The 16,386-nt window shown below is 75.8% G+C and carries 15 protein-coding genes and 1 pseudogene; 6 read left to right on the top strand and 10 right to left on the bottom strand.

Features of this window, described 5'->3' with window-relative positions:
- Positions 1 to 4: 4 nt before the first annotated feature.
- Genes ACYX4T_RS06385 through ACYX4T_RS06405 form a run of 5 tightly spaced genes read right to left on the bottom strand, consistent with a single transcriptional unit; the run spans position 5 to position 4,164 of the window.
- A complete protein-coding gene (locus tag ACYX4T_RS06385; protein WP_476013718.1) occupies positions 5 to 691 on the bottom strand; it encodes a D-sedoheptulose-7-phosphate isomerase in 687 nt (228 codons plus the stop codon).
- On the bottom strand, positions 688 to 1,311 hold the full coding sequence (locus ACYX4T_RS06390) for a D-sedoheptulose-7-phosphate isomerase (protein WP_476013719.1): 624 nt from the start codon (positions 1,309 to 1,311) through the stop codon (positions 688 to 690). The genes ACYX4T_RS06385 and ACYX4T_RS06390 overlap by 4 nt, the downstream gene beginning before the upstream one ends.
- Entirely contained in the window at positions 1,308 to 3,608 is a 2,301-nt protein-coding gene (gene hypF, locus ACYX4T_RS06395; RefSeq protein WP_476013720.1) for a carbamoyltransferase HypF, read from the bottom strand. Before hypF ends, ACYX4T_RS06390 begins: the two co-directional genes overlap by 4 nt.
- Positions 3,605 to 3,826, bottom strand: coding sequence for a HypC/HybG/HupF family hydrogenase formation chaperone (locus tag ACYX4T_RS06400; RefSeq protein ID WP_476013721.1), 222 nt, complete (start codon positions 3,824 to 3,826; stop codon positions 3,605 to 3,607). Before ACYX4T_RS06400 ends, hypF begins: the two co-directional genes overlap by 4 nt.
- Positions 3,823 to 4,164: a helix-turn-helix transcriptional regulator gene (locus ACYX4T_RS06405; protein WP_476013722.1), complete on the bottom strand. Its 342-nt coding sequence runs from the start codon at positions 4,162 to 4,164 to the stop codon at positions 3,823 to 3,825. Before ACYX4T_RS06405 ends, ACYX4T_RS06400 begins: the two co-directional genes overlap by 4 nt.
- A gap of 129 nt (positions 4,165 to 4,293) precedes the next feature.
- On the opposite strand from ACYX4T_RS06405, the gene ACYX4T_RS06410 reads away from it, so the two are divergent.
- Entirely contained in the window at positions 4,294 to 4,977 is a 684-nt protein-coding gene (locus ACYX4T_RS06410; protein ID WP_476013723.1) for a hypothetical protein, read from the top strand.
- Positions 4,978 to 4,992: 15 nt separating this feature from the next.
- Here ACYX4T_RS06410 and ACYX4T_RS06415 read toward each other — a convergent pair whose 3' ends face one another.
- From ACYX4T_RS06415 to ACYX4T_RS06430, 4 genes are all read right to left on the bottom strand, one after another.
- On the bottom strand, positions 4,993 to 6,237 hold the full coding sequence (locus ACYX4T_RS06415; protein WP_476013724.1) for a hypothetical protein: 1,245 nt from the start codon (positions 6,235 to 6,237) through the stop codon (positions 4,993 to 4,995).
- A gap of 72 nt (positions 6,238 to 6,309) precedes the next feature.
- Positions 6,310 to 8,121 carry an aspartate--tRNA ligase gene (aspS, locus tag ACYX4T_RS06420; protein ID WP_476013725.1) on the bottom strand — a complete coding sequence of 604 codons (1,812 nt, stop codon included), beginning with the start codon at positions 8,119 to 8,121 and terminating at the stop codon, positions 6,310 to 6,312.
- Between the two features lie 91 nt (positions 8,122 to 8,212).
- On the bottom strand, positions 8,213 to 8,623 hold the full coding sequence (locus tag ACYX4T_RS06425; RefSeq protein ID WP_476013726.1) for a PPOX class F420-dependent oxidoreductase: 411 nt from the start codon (positions 8,621 to 8,623) through the stop codon (positions 8,213 to 8,215).
- Positions 8,624 to 8,752: 129 nt separating this feature from the next.
- Positions 8,753 to 10,909 (bottom strand): HNH endonuclease signature motif containing protein, encoded by a 2,157-nt coding sequence (locus ACYX4T_RS06430; RefSeq protein ID WP_476013727.1) that lies wholly within the window; start codon positions 10,907 to 10,909, stop codon positions 8,753 to 8,755.
- Positions 10,910 to 11,222: 313 nt separating this feature from the next.
- Between ACYX4T_RS06430 and ACYX4T_RS06435 the strand changes: the two genes are divergently transcribed.
- The 3 genes and pseudogenes from ACYX4T_RS06435 to ACYX4T_RS06445 all read left to right on the top strand — a co-directional run bounded on the left by ACYX4T_RS06435 (position 11,223) and on the right by ACYX4T_RS06445 (position 12,254).
- Complete coding sequence (locus tag ACYX4T_RS06435) at positions 11,223 to 11,492, top strand: IS110 family transposase (RefSeq protein ID WP_476013728.1); 270 nt, start codon at positions 11,223 to 11,225, stop codon at positions 11,490 to 11,492.
- Positions 11,493 to 11,551: 59 nt separating this feature from the next.
- Positions 11,552 to 11,935, top strand: a pseudogene (locus tag ACYX4T_RS06440) (IS110 family RNA-guided transposase); the annotation flags it as partial.
- A 190-nt stretch (positions 11,936 to 12,125) separates the two neighbouring features.
- A complete protein-coding gene (locus ACYX4T_RS06445; protein ID WP_476013729.1) occupies positions 12,126 to 12,254 on the top strand; it encodes a hypothetical protein in 129 nt (42 codons plus the stop codon).
- Positions 12,255 to 12,265: 11 nt separating this feature from the next.
- Here the strand turns inward: ACYX4T_RS06445 and ACYX4T_RS06450 are convergent, their stop codons facing one another.
- On the bottom strand, positions 12,266 to 13,867 hold the full coding sequence (locus ACYX4T_RS06450) for an Rv2578c family radical SAM protein (RefSeq protein WP_476013730.1): 1,602 nt from the start codon (positions 13,865 to 13,867) through the stop codon (positions 12,266 to 12,268).
- A 63-nt stretch (positions 13,868 to 13,930) separates the two neighbouring features.
- Here ACYX4T_RS06450 and ACYX4T_RS06455 point away from each other — a divergent pair, with 63 nt between their 5' ends.
- Both ACYX4T_RS06455 and ACYX4T_RS06460 read left to right on the top strand, forming a co-directional pair.
- Entirely contained in the window at positions 13,931 to 14,785 is an 855-nt protein-coding gene (locus tag ACYX4T_RS06455) for an SCO6745 family protein (RefSeq protein WP_476015201.1), read from the top strand.
- 128 nt (positions 14,786 to 14,913) lie between these two features.
- Positions 14,914 to 16,284 carry an acyl-CoA dehydrogenase family protein gene (locus ACYX4T_RS06460; RefSeq protein WP_476013731.1) on the top strand — a complete coding sequence of 457 codons (1,371 nt, stop codon included), beginning with the start codon at positions 14,914 to 14,916 and terminating at the stop codon, positions 16,282 to 16,284.
- Positions 16,285 to 16,386: the final 102 nt, after the last annotated feature.

Here is a 16,386-nt window from a genome sequence, read left to right on the forward strand (position 1 = left end):
CCGGTCAGCCCAGCGCCCGCCGGGTGAGCTCGGCCAGCACCTGGTAGACGGTGGTCTGCGCCTCCTGGATGCGGTGGACCGACGAGGACGGCATGACGAAGAGGTGGTCGACGACGTCCGGTTCGGCCATCGCCCCGCCGTCGTAGCCGGCCAGCCCGACGGTGACCAGCCCGCGCCGGCGGGCCTCGGCCAGCCCGCGCAGGACGTTCGCCGAGCCACCGCTGGTCGACAAGGCGACGGCGACGTCACCCGGGCGGCCGGCGGCGGCGATGGGGCGCGCGAACACGACCGCGAACGCGACGTCGTTGGCGAGGGCGGTGAGGGTCGCGACGTCCGCGGCCAGGGCGGTCGCGGGCCACGAGCGGGGATCGTCGGCCGTCGGCAGGGCGAACAGGGCAGCCACCGCCTGGGCGTCGGTGCTGCTCCCCCCGTTGCCGAACGCGAAGAGGCGCCCGCCGCCGGCGAAGGACTGTGCCATCGCGGCCGCGCACGCCGCGAGCGCCTCGGCGTGGACGGCGACCGCCTGCTCGCGCAGGGCCGCGATCTCGTGCACCTTCTCGCGGGTCGAGGCGACCACCTCCGCCAGCACGCGCGCCGGCGCCCCGTCATCCGCCCCCTCACCGGCCCCGTTGCCCGCCCCGTCGTCCTCCCCGGGATAGAGGAACGGGTAGAGCGACTCGACGCCGCTCACCGCGCACCCGCCGGGGTCAGGGCGCCCGGCCGCTCGAGGAAGACGTGCACGAGCTCCCAGAGCACGTGGTAGATCGTCACGTGCAGCTCGCGGACCACGGCCGGGTCGGGCGAGGCCACCCGCAGCACGTGGTGAAGGCCCCGCAGCGCAGCGACCGCTCCCCCGTCGCCGCCGACCAGCGCGACCGTCAGCAGGCCGCGGTCGCGGGCCTCGGCGAGGCCCTGCGCGACGTCGGCGCAGTCACCGTCGGCCGAGAGCCCGATCGCGACGTCGTCCGGGCGCGCGTGGGCACGCAGCTGCGCGGCCACCGTGTCGGCCGTGCCCGCACGCCGCGCGAGACCGGTGACCACCGCGGGGTCGGCCACCAGCGACAGCGCCGGCAGCGCGCTCTTCCCCACGATCACCGGGTGGACGAACTCCACCGCGAGGTGCGCCGCGTCGGCCGCGGCCGGCCCGTTGCCGAAGGTGAGCAACCGCCCCCCGCGGGCGAACCGCGCGGCGACGTCCCGGCACGTCGCCGCGATCAGCTCGGCGTCCGCGGCCAGCGCCGTGGTCGCCGCCCGGCGCCGCGCGACGGCGTCGAGCGCGTCCTGCGCCGTCGGTGTGTGCACTCCGGTCATCGCCTCTCCCCCTCCGTCGGTGCCGGCGGGCCACCGGTGCAGGCGGCCACGGCCGCCTGGCCGAGGCTGATCCCCGCGTCGGTGCAGGGCACCCGCTCGTGGGTCAGCACGCGCAGGCCGGCGTGCTCGAGCCCGCCGCGCACCCGCTCGGTGAGCACCTGGTTGACGAACACCCCGCCGGACAGCACGGCCGTGCCCACGCCGTGCGCGCCCGCGGCGGCCACGACCGCGCGGACGGTGGCGTCGCCGAGCCCGTGGTGGAAGCGCGCGGCGATGCGCCCCGCGTCGACGCCGGCGCGGACGTCGTCGGCCACGGCGGCGACCAGGTCGCCCACGGGCAGGACGCCGTCGCGGGCGGGCCCGACGGGGTAGGCGGTGTGCTCGTCCGGGTCGACGCGCTGCTCGAGCTCGACGGCCGCCTGGCCCTCGTAGGTCGTGGTGTCGCGCACGCCGACGAGCGCGGCGACGGCGTCGAACAGCCGCCCCGCGCTGGACGTGGCCAGGGTGACGGGCGCCCCGGCGAGGGACACCACCGCGTCCCACCGGTCGCAGTGGCGCCCGGCGACGGCGAGGTCGCGGCCCTCCGCGCCGAGCCACGCGGCGGCCATGCGCCAGGGTGCGCGCACCGCGGCGGCACCGCCGGGCAGGCCCACGGTCTGCAGGTGGCCCACGCGGTGCGCGCCGCGCAGCGAGGCGAGCAGGAGCTCGCCGCCCCAGACCGTGCCGTCGGGGCCCCAGCCGGTGCCGTCGTAGGCGACGCCGAGCACCGGGCCGTCGTCGGGGCCCCAGCCGTGCTCGGCCAGGCAGGAGGCGACGTGGGCGTGGTGGTGCGCGACGGCGACGGGCTCGAGGTCGTCGCGCCCGAGCGCGTAGGACGTGGAGCGGTACTGCGGGTGCAGGTCGTGCGCGACGACCTCGGGGGTGATCGCGAACAGGCGGCCGAGGTGCTCGATCGCGTCGGTGAAGGCGCGCAGGGTCGCGAGGTTCTCCAGGTCGCCGATGTGGGAGGACGGGAACGCCCGCCGGCCGGCAGCGAGGGTGATCGTCACCTTCTGCTCGGCCCCGCAGGCCAGCACCGGCCGGGGCACCGCGAACCCCAGCGGCACCGGTTCGGGCGCGTACCCGCGGGCGCGGCGCACCGGCACGGTCCGGCCGCGCGCGACGCGCACCACCGAGTCGTCGACCCGCGTGCGGATCGGGCGGTCGTGGGTGAGGAACCCGTCGGCCAGCGGCGCGAGGCGCTCGGCGGCGTCGTCGTCGCGGTGGGCGATCGGCTCGTCGGAGACGTTCCCGCTGGTCAGGACGAGGGGCCGACCGAGGTCGGCGGCGAGCAGGTGGTGCAGCGGGGTCGGCGGGAGCATCACCCCGAGCTCGCGGGTGCGTGGCGCGACCGCAGCGGCGACGGCCGCTCCCGCCCGCCGCGGGCGCAGCACGACCGGACGGCGGCGTCCCGCGAGGACCTCACGCGCGACCGGGTCGAGCCGGACGAGGCCGTCGGCGACGGCGACGTCCGCGGCCAGCAGCGCGAAGGGCTTGTCCTCGCGGTGCTTGGCCGCCCGCAGGCGGGCGACGCCGGCCTCGTGGTCGGCGCGCACCGCCAGGTGGTATCCGCCCAGCCCCTTCACCGCCAGGATCTCCCCGGCCGCGAGGCGTGCCACCGCCCGGCCGAGGGCGTCCTCGACGACGCCGTCGAGGCGCACCGTGGGCCCGCAGTCGGGGCAGCACACGGGCTGGGCGTGGAAGCGGCGGTCGCGCGGGTCGTGGTACTCGGTGGCGCACGCGGCGCACATCGCGAACCCGGCCATCGTCGTGGTCGCACGGTCGTAGGGGACGTCGCAGACGATCGACAGGCGCGGCCCGCAGTTCGTGCAGTTGACGAACGGGTGCCGGAAGCGGCGGTCGGCGGGGTCGGTGAGCTCGGCGAGGCAGTCGGCGCAGGGCGCGGTGTCGGCGGACACGAGCGTGCGCGGCCCCGGCGCGGAGGGGTTGCTCGGCGCGATGGTGAAGCCGGCCCCGCCCGTGGCCGGCAGGTTCGTACGGGTCACCGTCTCGACCACCGCGAGGGCCGGCGCGCGTTCCCGCAGCGCGACCTCCAACGCGTCGACGTCGGCGGGGGCGCCCTCGACCTCGAGGACCACCCCGGCCGCGTCGTTGCCCACGGAGCCCGCGAGCCCGAGTCCCGTGGACAGCCCGTGCACGAAGGGCCGGAACCCGACGCCCTGCACGATCCCGGTGACCGCGAACCGGGCGCGCACCGCCGTGCCAGCCGTGCCCCGCGTGCCGGCCGTGAGCGTCACCCGGGCTCACCCCCGAGACGGGCGATGGCCTCCCTGGCGTGCACGAGGACGACGTCCCCCACGGCCGCCTCCACCAGCGCCACACTGATCTGCTCGCGTCCGTGGCCGGTGTCGACCCAGGCCAGGTCGCCGTCGGCCAGCGCCACCACGGTCCACGGCAGCGCCTCGTCGGAGCAGGTGACGCACACCGGCCCGTCGCAGGGGTCCGGCCCGCTCACGAGGGCCCCGCGGTCAGCGAGCCCGCGCGCTGGAGGAAGGCGCGCACGAGGTGGTGCGTGGCCTCCAGGGTCTCCACCTGCCGGCGCAGTGCGTCCTTGCCGTCCGCGGTGAGCGCGTAGGTGCGCCGGGCCGGGCCGGACGTGGACAGGCACCACGACGAGGAGACGAGCCCCTCCCGCTCGAAGGAGCGCAACGTGCGGTACACCCCGCCGGCGTCGGTGTCGTCGATCAAGGAGTCGTGCAGACGCTCCACGAGGTCGTAACCGTGGGCCGGCTTCTCCTGGAGCAGCAGGAGGAGGCACGGGCGGAGGAAGTTCCGCGGTTCGTACTCGCCCATCGGGGCTCCCGCCCCGGCCCCCGCGGTGGTGGAGGGACCGTTGCTCCTGTGGTGACGATCACATAGTGTCCTCTCCAGCGAGCGGTCCGACAAGCGATGCGGTATGGCGAGCGGTGGGCGGCGAGGCCGATGGACGACGCGACGCGAGCGGTGCTCGACCTGTGGGACGTGGCCGAGGAGGCCGTCGAGGGGCTCCGTCCGGGCGACTGGGCCCGTCCCGCACCCGGCGCCGAGCCGACGGTCGGCGACCTCGTGGCGCACCTCGCCGGCGTCCACGCGGACACCCACTACGCCGGGCCCGACCGGCAGCGGGCCTCCCTCGCCGACGCCCGGCGCCGTGCGGCGCTGGCGCTGTCCGGCCGCCACCCCGGCGACCGCGTGCTCGGCGCCCACTGCCTCGACCTCTGCCTGCACGCCCACGACCTCACCACCGCGCTCGGGGACCCCGTCGACCTCGGCGAGCACCCGGCCGCGACCCTCGAGGCCTGCCGGCTGATCGTGGACGTCGCCCCGCGGCTCCTGGTGGACGCCCTGGGGCCGCGCGACGCGACCGTGCGCCTGGTCGTGCGCCGTCCCGGCGGCGCCGAGGGCGACCACGCGACGGCGCTCGCGCGCACCCTCCACGTCGTCGGCGGCCGGCGCACGGGGCCGGGACCGGACGACGCCGCGGACGTGGTCGAGGTCGACGCGGACGCCCTGCTGCTCCTCCTGGCCGGGCGACGCCGGGCCGAGTCGCTCGCCGCGGCGGGCGCCGCGTCGTGGTCCGGGACGGCGGCCGACGCCTTCGTCCACCGGGCCCGGCTCGTCGGCTGACGGCCGGCGGCCGTCTCAGCGCCCCGCGAACGCCGGGTACGGCGGGAGCCCCGCCTCGCCGCCGTGCCGCCCGAGGGCCGCGACGACCGCGGCCGCCAGCTCGGCCGTCGCCACCCGGCCGGCGTGCTCGGCGTCGGTGCCGACGCGGCGCCACAGCGCGCTGAGCACCGCGGGCGTGTCCTCCCCCGGGTCGGCGACGACCACGCGCGCCGCCCGCCCGGTGTCGGCGGTGCCGAGGACGGCGGGCAGCAGGGCGCGGGTGGAGAGCCAGACCCACAGCACCTCGGCCTGCACCAGGCGCTCGCGCAGGAGGTCGGCGTCGGCGAGGTCGGGCCACACCGGGCTGATCTCCGCCTGCCACGCCGCGACCATCGCCTCCGCCATGCCCGGCGGCTGCGCCCGCGCCGGGCCGCCGCTGGGCAACGGGAGGCGCAGCGAGGCCGCGGTGAGGGCGACGTCGCGGAAGCAGGCCCACTCGAAGTCGAGGAACCGCGACCCGCTGCCGGTGAGCAGGCAGTTGTCCGGGCGGACCTCGGCGGGGCTGAACGCGCGGTAGCCCGACCCGCCGAGCAGCTTGGCCGCCGCGCGGGCCTCGGCCACCGCCGCCGGGGCGGCCTCGACGCGCAGGAGCTGGGCGAGCTGGTCGGGCACCTCGGCGAGCGCCGCCCGGGCGTCGTCGGCGAGCGGGTCACGCCACGTGCGCTCACCGAAGCGGCGCAGCAGGGCTCCGAAGTCGTCCTCGCGGCCCGCCGTCGCCGCCTGCATGCGCCCGAGCGCCCGCGCCCAGCCGAGCAGCGCCCGCTCGGCGGCCTTCGCGTCGCGCTCCTCGAGCCGGTCGGCCAGCGTCGAGCAGCGCCCGAGGTCCTCGAGCACGAGCAGGCGGTGCACCGGGTCGTTCGCGACGAGCATCGGGCTCGCCCGCTCCTCGCTGGGCATCGCCGTGAGCAGCTGGCAGGACGCGGCCTCGTAGCGGAAGCGCACGGTGCTCTGCTCGCCCGCACCCTCCTCGTCGAGGTAGTGCTTGAGCACGAGCGTGCGCGGCAGCGAGAACGGGTTCTCGGCCACCCGCACCCGGACCACCAGCGAGCGGGAGCTGCCGCCCAGGTCGACCGGGTCGGCGAGCCGCACCGTCGCGCCGTGGCGCCGGGTGAGCAGCTCCTCGGCCATCGCGACGGCCTCCGCCGTCCGGTCGGGCGAGCCGGGAGCGCCGGCCGCGTGACCGTCGGAGGTGTCCGCGTCGTCCGTCGTCAGGGGAGCCATCAGCCGAGGGACTCTACCCGGACCGCGGGCCCGTCGGGAGGGATCCAGCGGACCCGCAGCCGGTTCACGGGGCTACTGGACCGGCCGCTCCGGCGGCTTGACCGGCGCGGCCGGCTTCGCGTCCACCCCTGCCTCCTTGCGCTGCAGCGCGGTGATGGGCGCGGGCGCGGCGGTCAGCGGGTCGTAGCCGCCGCCGGTCTTCGGGAAGGCGATGACCTCGCGGATCGAGTCGACGCCGGCGAGCAGGGCGCAGATCCGGTCCCAGCCGAACGCGATGCCGCCGTGCGGCGGTGGCCCGTAGGCGAAGGCGTCGAGCAGGAAGCCGAACTTCTCCTGCTGCTGCTCGGGGCGCAGGCCCATGAGCGCGAACACCCGCTCCTGGACGTCACGGCGGTGGATACGGATGGACCCCCCGCCGATCTCGTTGCCGTTGCAGACGAGGTCGTAGGCGTAGGCCAGCGCGTGCTCGGGGTCGTCCTCGAACCGGTCGATCCACTCCGGGGTGGGCGAGGTGAACGCGTGGTGCACCGCCGTCCACTGCCCCTCACCGACCGCGACGTCGTCGGTCGAGCCGGCCGCCTCGAACAGCGGCGCGTCGACGATCCACACGAACGACCAGGAGCCCTCGGGAATGAGGTCGAGGCGCCGGGCGATCTCGTTGCGGGTGGCGCCGAGCAGGGCGCGTCCCTCGGCCGGCGTGCCCGCCCCGAAGAAGATGCAGTCGCCGGGGTTCGCGCCGGTGGCCTTGGCGAGGCCCTCGCGCTCGGCCTCGGTGAGGTTCTTGGCGACGGGACCGCCCATGCCGACCTGGCCGTCGTCGCCGATGACCACGTAGGCGAGACCCTTGGCGCCGCGCTGCTTGGCCCAGTCCTGCCAGGCGTCGAACGTGCGGCGGGGCTGCGAGGCACCACCGGGCATGACGACCGCGCCGACGTACGGGTTCTGGAACACGCGGAACGGGGTGTCGGCGAAGTAGTCGGTGAGCTCGACGAGCTCGATGTCGAAGCGCAGGTCGGGCTTGTCGGAGCCGAAGCGGGCCATCGCCTCGAGGTAGGGCATCCGCGGGATCGGCGTCGGGATCTCGTACCCGGCGAGCTCCGACCACAGCGCGGTGACCACGGCCTCGCCGAGGGCGATGACGTCGTCCTGGTCGACGAAGCTCGCCTCGATGTCGAGCTGCGTGAACTCGGGCTGGCGGTCGGCGCGGAAGTCCTCGTCGCGGTAGCAGCGCGCGATCTGGAAGTAGCGCTCGAGCCCGCCGACCATGAGCAGCTGCTTGAACAGCTGCGGCGACTGCGGCAGCGCGTACCAGCTGCCCGGTCGCAGGCGGGCCGGGACGAGGAAGTCGCGCGCGCCCTCGGGCGTCGAGCGTGTCAGCGTCGGGGTCTCGACCTCGACGAACTCGCGGTCGGACAGCACGTCGCGGGCGATCTTGTTGGCCCGGCTGCGCAGCCGCAGGGCGGACGCCGGTCCCTCGCGGCGCAGGTCGAGGTAGCGGTGGCGCAGGCGGGTGTCCTCGCCGACGCTCCCCGACTCGGAGCCGTGCTCGTCGAGCTGGAAGGGCAGCGGGGCCGACTCGCTCAGCACCGTCAGCGCGGTGGCGCTGACCTCGACCGCGCCGGTGGCGAGCTCGCGGTTCTCGCTGCCCGCGGGTCGCTGCTCGACGACGCCGGTGATCTGCACGCAGAACTCGGCGCGCAGCCGGTGGGCCTCCTCGGCCACGTCGCCGAGCCGGAACACCACCTGCACGATGCCCGAGGCGTCGCGCAGATCGATGAACACGACGCCGCCGTGGTCACGCCGGCGGGCCACCCAGCCGGCGAGGGTGACGGTGGCGCCGACGTGCTCAGCGCGCAGCGTGCCGGCGGGGTGCGAGCGCATCATGCTGCGGAGTGCTCCTGGTTCGGGTCGTCGTCGGGTGTCGCGCACGGCGCACGGCACCCGTCGAGGCTATCGACCCGGCTCCACCCCGATCTCAACCGCTCACGGTCGGGCCCGCCCGGTCGAGGTGCACGCGCAGGAGCACCCGGCGCTCCCGGCGCATGGCCTCGTCGTACTCCTCCCAGTCGGGGTGCTCGCCCGCGACCTGCCGGTAGTACGCCCGCAGGCCCTCGAGGGCCTCGGGCTGCTCGACGATCTCGACGGTGCCCTCCACCTGGATCCAGCGGCCGAAGAAGCCGTCGGGCAGGACGCAGAGCCACGCCCGGGGTTCGCGGCGAAGGTTCTTCGTCTTGATCGCCGTCTCTCGCGTGCTGACGACCGCGGCGCCCTCGTCGTCGACGCCGACCGCCACCGGCGACATCTGCGGCGCGCCGTCGCCCCGCCGGGTGGCCAGTACCGCGTGGTGCTGCTCGCGGAGCACCTGCCGCGCCTCGTCCAGGTCCATGGCGACAGGCTAGTGAGGCAGCGGGGGTGGGTCCTCCCGTCGCCGTGTCGGGGAAGCGGAGCGCACCGGGCCGGTCGTGCCGGCAGGCAGACCTCCCCGCCGGGCCGAGCCCGCACCCACCGGTCGCTCTCAGAAGGGCGGCGGGTCCGGGTCCTCCTCGGGAGCTCGGGCGGGCGGTGGGAGCGGTGGGGCAGGCGTCGACGGGGGCGGTCTGTCCCAGACCGGTCCGTCGTCGGCGTACACGGGTGGCTCGGTGCTCGACGGCGTGGCCGGTGGTCGCGGGGCGGGGAGGTCGTCGGCCACGGGCCGCGGCCTGCGCTCGTAGGTGTGGCCGGTGGGGCTGGTCCAGCGGAACCAGCCGGGCCGGGCTTGGGTGAGGGTCCAGCCCTGGTCCTTGAGGTCGTGGTCGTGCCCGCAGACCGGCCCGAGGTTGCCGGGCAGCGTCAGCCCGTGGTCGACGACGGCGCGCGTGTGGTCGACCTCGGCCGCGAGGGCGGAGGTCCCACAGGGCGGGAACACGCACGATCGGTCTCGCATGGTGATCCAGCGACGCAGTGCCGCGGACGGGAAGCGCGCGACGGCCTCGCGCGCCCGTGCTCGGCGCCGCGCGGCGACGCGGGCCCGGGCCTCGTCGTCGAGGGCGTCGTCCCACGGTCGCTCGGGCTCGGCGGCCCGACGTTCGGCGTCCTGGGCGGCGAGGTCCTCGTCGAGCGCCGCACGCCAACGGCTCAGTTGCCGCTGCAGGTCGGTGAGGACGGACGCCCAGCCGTCGTGCTCGTGGGGGCGCAGGCGCGCGAGGTCCGTCTCGGAGACGTGCAGCTCGACCACGGGGCGCGGAGCCCCGCCGATCGGCGGCTCCTGCGGGGTGGTCGTCGTGTGTGCCGGGCGGCGAGCGGCGAGCAGCGCCGCGATGAGCGCTCCGGAGTCGTCAGTGACCGCCACGCGCCACTCCGCGTCGGCGTGGGCGGCCGCGAGCTCCCGGGCCACGCCCGCCGCGATCACGCCCCACCCGGGCAACCGCGCCGGCCGGTCGTCGAGCTCGAGCAGCGTGCCGAGCCCCACCCGCAGCTCGAACCGCGACTGCCGGGTCGGTCGGCGCCCACCCGTCGAGGCGCCCGCGTCGCCGGTGCCGGCGGCCGGGTGGGCCGCCGCGTCGCCGGTCGGGACCGGCTCACCGGTCGGGGTCGGGTCGCCGGTCGGAGTCGAATCACCGGTGGCGATCTGCCCTTCAGCGGAGGTCGGGCTCGCGGTCGGGGTCGGGTCGGCCGGCCGCGTGAGGTCAGCCGGCCGCGTGAGGTCGTCCGGCGGAGTGAGGTCATCCGGCGGAGTGAGGTCGTCCGGCGGAGTGAGGTCGTCCGGCGGAGTGAGGTCCTCCGGCGGAGTGAGGTCCTCCGGCGGAGTGAGGTCGTCCGGCGGCGTGGGGTCGTCGGGCGGGGCCAGGGCGGGATCGGGGACACGACGCGAACGCGGGTCGTCGTCCTGGCCCATCGCGAGCACCGCGGCCACGATCCCGGCGTCGTCGGCGCCGGCGTTGTCGGGGTGGAACAGCGCGAGCACGACGTCGGCGCGGATGGTGTCGATCAGTCCCGGACGTCCGGCCGCCTGTGCCCGGGCGGCGAGGGCGTGAATCCGCCGCACCGACCGCACCCCACCGGGCAGCGGGAGGTCCAGAGCGGAGAGGTTGACCGTGCCCGCCTCGGTGCACCGCGCCCGGACCCGACGCTGACGGCGGGCCTGCCGGTAGAGCTTCTGCGCCCACGCCGGGTCGAGCGCCTTGGCCAGCGCCTGGATCCGGTCGATCAACCGCGACGGGGTCATCCCGCCCGCCTGGTCGACCAGCTCGTCGATCACCGCGGCCGCGTGCTCCGCCGACAGCGCCGCGGTCCACCGCACCAGAATCGCCACCCGCTGCTCGTCGACGTCGCCGGTCAGCCACGCCGCACCGAGGCGGGGGTGGCGCTGCGCGGCATCCGCGAGGTCGAGCAGCCGCGCCACCGCCGTCCGGGACGCCGAGAGGACCGCCCGCAGCTCGTCGCCGGACTCGTCGACGTCGCGCTCGGCCCGCCCACCCGGCGCATCGGGATCCGCCAGCGCGGCCTCACGAGCGCACGCGTGGAAGCACGCCTGCTGGTGCGCGAGCTGGCGGCGCTGGGCGGCGACCAGCCGCATCGTGTCGTACGGCGAGACCCGCTGCGCGTCGATCCGCTCGAGGACGGCGCCCAGCGCGGCCCCGGCGCGAGTCTCCTCGAGCTCCGCCGGCACCACCTGGAAGCCGCCGTCGAACACGTGTTCGATGATAGCGCCCGCCCCCGACAGCCGTGTGGCCATCGCGCCACCCGACCGGCGCTCACTGGGCGACCCTCCTTGCGCTCGGGCTCGGTGAAAGGATCCGGGTGCACCACTGGTGGCCACCGGGTGGTCGCCCTGCTCGCGAGACCTTCGAGGTCTGCTGTGAGTTCTGCGGGGCCCGGTGGTGCCAGACACGCCGACTGGCAACAGGGCTGAGCGTCGAATCAGAGCGCCGATCAGTGAGCGACCGGCTGCCGTGTCCGGGAGCCACCGGGTGCCTTCCCCCTGCTGCAACAGCGGAAAGGCAACGATGAGTGTCAACGATGTGCCCGCAGCTCCGCGACCGACTGCGGGCCTGGACTGGGCCAGCACCGACCACGTGGTCGCTGTCGTCGGCGCTGATGGCGCCGAGCTCCACCGGTTCGGGGTCACCCACAGCAAGGCCGGACTGAGAACCCTGTGCCGGCAGCTGGGCAAGGTCGGGGTGCAGGAGGTCGCCATCGAGCGTGGCGACGGCGCGGTGGTCGACGCGCTGCTCGACGGCGGGTTCACGGTGTTCGTGATCCTCCGACCCAGCTGAAGAACCTGCGCGGGCGCTACGGTTCGGCCGGGCGCAAGGACGGCCGCTTCGACGCCTACATGCTCGCCGACGTGCTGCGCACCGACCAGACCCGCGCCGACTGGCTCTCCCCGAAGCGCCTCGCGGCCTGGCTGGGCGCCAACGGCTACAGCGGGCGCACCGACCCCGCCGTGCGGCACCGCCGCCTGACCGAGGCCCCCCGCGGCCTGACCGGCCCCGACGGCGACGCCCGCGCCGCGATCACCCTCGGACTGCTCACCGCCATCGAAGCCATTAACACCCAAATCCACGCCCTGGCCGACCGGATCGAAGAACAGCTCGCCCTGCACCCCGACGCCGCGATCTTCACCAGCCTGCCCCGCGCCGGCAAGATCCGCGCCGCCCGACTGCTCGCCGAGATCGGCGACGCCCGGGGCCGCTACGCCACCCCCGAGGCCCTCACCGCCCTGGCCGGGGTCGCGCCCACCACCCGCCAGTCGGGCAAAGGTCACCGTCGTCGCCTTCCGCTGGGCCGCCGACAAGCAGCTCCGCGACGCGATCTGCGACTTCGCCGGCGACTCCCGACACGCCAATCTCTGGGCCGCCGACCTCTACCGCGGAGCCCGCGCCCGCGGCCACGACCACCCCCATGCCGTGCGCATCCTCGCCCGCGCCTGGCTGCACGTGATCTGGCGCTGCTGGCAGACCAACACCCCCTACGACCCCGCCCGCCACAGTGGCCTGCAAACCCTGCTCACCCAACATCAACAACCGGCGGCTTGACACAGGGCTACTCACAGCAACGAGAGCTGCTCCGCGGGCGCCGTCACCACCGCCTCCGGCACCGCGGGCGGGGGCATCGACCCGTCGGGCCAGCCGCCCTTGCCCTCGCGGCCGTCGATGCCCTCGCCGTACCCCTCACGACCGCCCTGCCGCCCGCCCATCGCGTGCCCGCCGCCGGTGAGTCCGTGGCGCTCGAGCAGCGGGCGGACGCGGGCGGCGAGGTCCTGGCGATAGGCGGCGTCGACGTAGGCGCCGCGCCGGTAGAGCGCGGCGTAGCGCTCGACCAGCTCGGGGTGCTCGCGGGCCAGCCAGTCATGGAACCACTCGCGCGTGCCCGGGCGCAGGTGCAGCGCGAGCACGCTGGCCCCGTTCGCGCCGGCGGCGGCGATCTCGCCGAGCAGCGCCTCGAGGTGCTCGTCGCCGTCGGTGAGCCCGGGCAGCACCGGGGCGACGAACACCCCGCACGGCAGCCCGGCGTCGCGGATGCGGCGGACGAGGTCGAGCCGCGCGCGCGGCGTCGGCGTGCCCGGTTCGACGCGGCGGTGCAGCTCGGGGTCGAGCAGCGCGAGGGAGACGCCGACGCCGACGGGCACGTCGCGCGCGGCCGCGGCGAGCTCGGGCAGGTCGCGGGCCAGCAGCGTGCCCTTGGTGAGGATCGAGAACGGCGTCCCGCTGCCGCCGAGCGCCCGGATGATGCCGGGCATGAGGGCGTAGCGGCCCTCGGCGCGCTGGTAGGGATCGGTGTTGGTGCCCATCGCGACGTGCTCGCGGGCCCAGCGGGGCGAGCGGAGCTCGCGGGCCAGCACCTCGGGGGCGTTGAGCTTGACGACCACCTGGCGGTCGAAGTCCTCGCCCGCGTCGAGGTCGAGGTAGGTGTGGGTGTTGCGGGCGAAGCAGTTGTGGCTGATGACGCCGTCGGCCACGAAGTCGCCGGTGCCGGTGGTGAGGTCGGCCAGCGGGCGCTCGCCGCCGAGGTCCTCCACGGCGACCACGACCCGTCCGCCCGGCGCGTCGTTCGGCGGGGGCGGCGCGACCGGCGGCGAGCCGGGCCGGCGGAACGCCTCGTCGGCGAGGGTCTCGGCGCCGACGAGGACGTCGCCGACCCGCAGGTGCGGCCGCTCCGTGCCCGCGCATCCCTCCGGGCGCACGTGCACCCAGCCGCGCGGCGTGAGGAAGCGATGGTCCGCGCTGGCCACGAGGGTGGTGCCGTCGACGAGGCGCACGCGCCACGCCGGCTTCGTCGTCGTCCACGCGTCGTGGACCGGCGTCGGGACGAGGCTGCGGACCCCGCCGCGCATGGCGGTGCCCACCACGAGGTCGCCGACGCGGACGTCGGCCAGCCGCACGCTCGTGCCGTCGACCATGAGCACCGGTGTGTCCGGCCCGAGGCAGTAGGTGCACGCATGACTGCACCCTCGGTAGGGGTTCACCGTCCAGGAGAAGGGCATGGGCGACGCACCGGGCACGCGGTTGAGCACCGAACGCGCCCGCACCTCGTGGAAGGTGATGCCGGCGAACTCCGGCGTCCGAACGCTGCGCACCAGCCCCTTGAGCGCGGGCATGCCCGGGAGCTCCTCGGGCCCGCCCGCGACCTTCTGCTCGTCCCACCGCACCGACCCATTCGAACACGTGTTCGATGGTGCGGCAAGCCACCGACAGCGGGGACCATCATGCGCGTGGACGACGCCCGACGCCTCTGGACCCTGCTCGAGCCGCTGCACGCGGTCACCTACTTCACCGTGGAGGCCCGCACGGCCGCCGACGCGGCGGGGCTGCGCGGGTTCTGGATGGCCTACGTCGCCCAGCGCTCGGCGCCGCTGGGCGCGGTCGGTCCGGAGGTCGCTCACGCCGCCTTCCACGGCTTCCACCGCCTGCGCCTCGAGCGGGCGCTGCCGGACGCGTGGGAGCTCGCCGACCCGGAGCGCTGCCTGACCGCCCGCTCGGCCGGGGCGGGCGCCGCGCTGCACCGGCTGCTCGGCGAGGAGGCGGCGCACCGGCCGGAGATCGCCGAGGCGGCCCGGCTGGCCGGTGCGGCCGCCGACGCCGCCGACGTCGAGGGCCGCGTGCTGGGCGCGGCGAACCAGGCGCTCCCCCGCCCGGTCGAGCCGGTACGCGCGCTGTGGCAGGCGGCGACGACGCTGCGGGAGCACCGGGGGGACGGCCACGTCGCGGTGCTCGTCTCGGCCGGCCTCGGACCGGTCGCGGCGCACCGGCTCAAGGAGGCCGCCGGGGAGCTGAACGGCTCGACCACCCGGCAGGCCCGCCGCTTCGACGAGGACGCGTGGGCCGCGGGCGCGGCGGAGCTCCGTGAGCGCGGGTGGCTGGACGACGCGGGGCGGCTCACCGACGCGGGCCGGGCGGGCCACGCCGAGATCGAGGCGGCCACCGACCGCCTGGCCGCCCGCCCCTGGGCCGCCCTCGGCCGTGAGGGCACCGACCGGCTCGCCGGGCTCCTCGCGCCGCTGGTCGACGCCGTCGTCGCCGGTCACGCCTTCCCGCCCGGCAACCCCGTGGGCCTCGTCCTGCCCTGATGCGCCACGTTTCGGTACCGTCGGTACGCGGTACTGGGTGGTAACAACAGGTGGAGCAGCGGCTCCAGGACCAGGAGGTGGCGTCCGGTGGTGGAGACGGTGCACACCAAGCAGCAGGAGGCCCGGCGATGAGTGCCTTCACCCTCGAGCTCACGCCGGCCCACCACGAGCTGGTGCGCCGCGCCCACGCTTTCGCCGAGGACGTCATCCGTCCGGCGGCACCGAAGTACGACGCCGCCGAGGAATGCCCCTGGGAGATCGTCGACAAGGCGGCGCAGGAGGGCTTCTACAGCCCGCTCTTCTACGCCGACCTCATCGCCGACCCGACCGGCCTGTCGCTGCCGCTCTTCCTCGAGGAGATCTTCTGGGGCTGCGCGGGCATCGGGCTCACCGTCGTCCTGCCCGCGCTCGCCCTCTCGGCGCTCAACCAGGCGGGCACGCCCGAGCAGCTCGCCCGCTGGGCGCCCGAGATGTTCGGCGAGCCCGGCGACATCAAGCTCGCGGCGCTCGCCGTGTCCGAGCCCCAGGGCGGCAGCGACGTCGCGAACCTCCAGACCCGGGCCCGCAAGGACGGGGACTCCTGGGTGCTCGACGGCGACAAGATCTGGATCGGCAACGGCGGGATCGCCGACGTCACGATCGTCAACGCCGTCGTGGACCCGGACCTGGGCACCAAGGGGCAGGCGATGTTCGTCGTCGGAAAGGACACGCCGGGCATGGAGCAGGTGCGGCGGCTGCGCAAGCTCGGGCACCGGGCCTCGCACACCGCCGAGCTGAAGTTCGAGAACTGCCGCATCCCCGCCGACCAGCTCCTCGGCGGCGAGGACAAGCTCGAGCACAAGCTGGAGAAGGCGCGGCGAGGCGAGGGCAAGCCGGCGGCGCTGGGCACGTTCGAGCAGACCCGGCCGATGGTCGCGGCGATGGCGCTGGGCGTGGCCCGCGCGGCGTTCGAGTACGCCTGCGCCTACGCCCGCGACCGGGAGGCGTTCGGCGGGCCGATCATCGCCAACCAAGGGGTGTCGTTCCCGCTGGCGGACCTGGCCGCCGACATCGACGCCGCGCGCCTGCTCACGTGGCGGGCGTCGTGGATGGCTGCGAACGGCGTGCCGTTCCAGGTCGGCGAGGGCTCGATGTCGAAGCTCAGGGCCTCCGAGGTGGCCGTGCGCGCGGCCGAGCAGGCCGTGCAGACCTGCGGCGGCTGGGGCTACGTCGACGACCTGCCGGTCGAGAAGTGGTACCGGGACGCCAAGCTCTACACGATCTTCGAGGGCACGAGCGAGATCCAGCGCATGGTCATCGGGCGGACGCTGTCCGACCCCGACGCGACCGCGGAGCCCGTCCACCACCGCCTACCCGGCGACAAGGGCGGCCTCTCGCGGAAGTTCGGCCACGGCTCGCTGGCCCGCGCCCGCGCCGGTGAGGTGTTCATGAAGCTCGCCAACAAAGCCCCCGAGCCCGTCCTGCGCCTCGGGGGCAAGCTCGCCTCCCCGGGCGCCTGAGGGTTGCCGGCCCGGCGTCCACCTGCCGGCGTTGCGTGCTGCACGCCGAGAGGGCGAGGAAAGCCCCCATCTCGGACAGCGCCGCGGCCCCGGCGATGATGG

It is taken from the genome of Actinomycetospora sp. ABD4_176 (assembly GCF_056311855.1).

Excerpts from the sequence above, each read along its gene's own strand:
- ACYX4T_RS06390 (WP_476013719.1), bottom strand. The coding sequence starts at position 1,311 with ATGACCGGAGTGCACACACCGACGGCGCAGGACGCGCTCGACGCCGTC.
- ACYX4T_RS06405 (WP_476013722.1), bottom strand. The coding sequence starts at position 4,164 with ATGGGCGAGTACGAACCGCGGAACTTCCTCCGCCCGTGCCTCCTCCTG.
- ACYX4T_RS06410 (WP_476013723.1), top strand. The coding sequence starts at position 4,294 with ATGGACGACGCGACGCGAGCGGTGCTCGACCTGTGGGACGTGGCCGAG.
- ACYX4T_RS06415 (WP_476013724.1), bottom strand. The coding sequence starts at position 6,237 with ATGGCTCCCCTGACGACGGACGACGCGGACACCTCCGACGGTCACGCG.
- aspS (WP_476013725.1), bottom strand. The coding sequence starts at position 8,121 with ATGATGCGCTCGCACCCCGCCGGCACGCTGCGCGCTGAGCACGTCGGC.
- ACYX4T_RS06425 (WP_476013726.1), bottom strand. The coding sequence starts at position 8,623 with ATGGACCTGGACGAGGCGCGGCAGGTGCTCCGCGAGCAGCACCACGCG.
- ACYX4T_RS06435 (WP_476013728.1), top strand. The coding sequence starts at position 11,223 with ATGAGTGTCAACGATGTGCCCGCAGCTCCGCGACCGACTGCGGGCCTG.
- ACYX4T_RS06460 (WP_476013731.1), top strand. The coding sequence starts at position 14,914 with ATGAGTGCCTTCACCCTCGAGCTCACGCCGGCCCACCACGAGCTGGTG.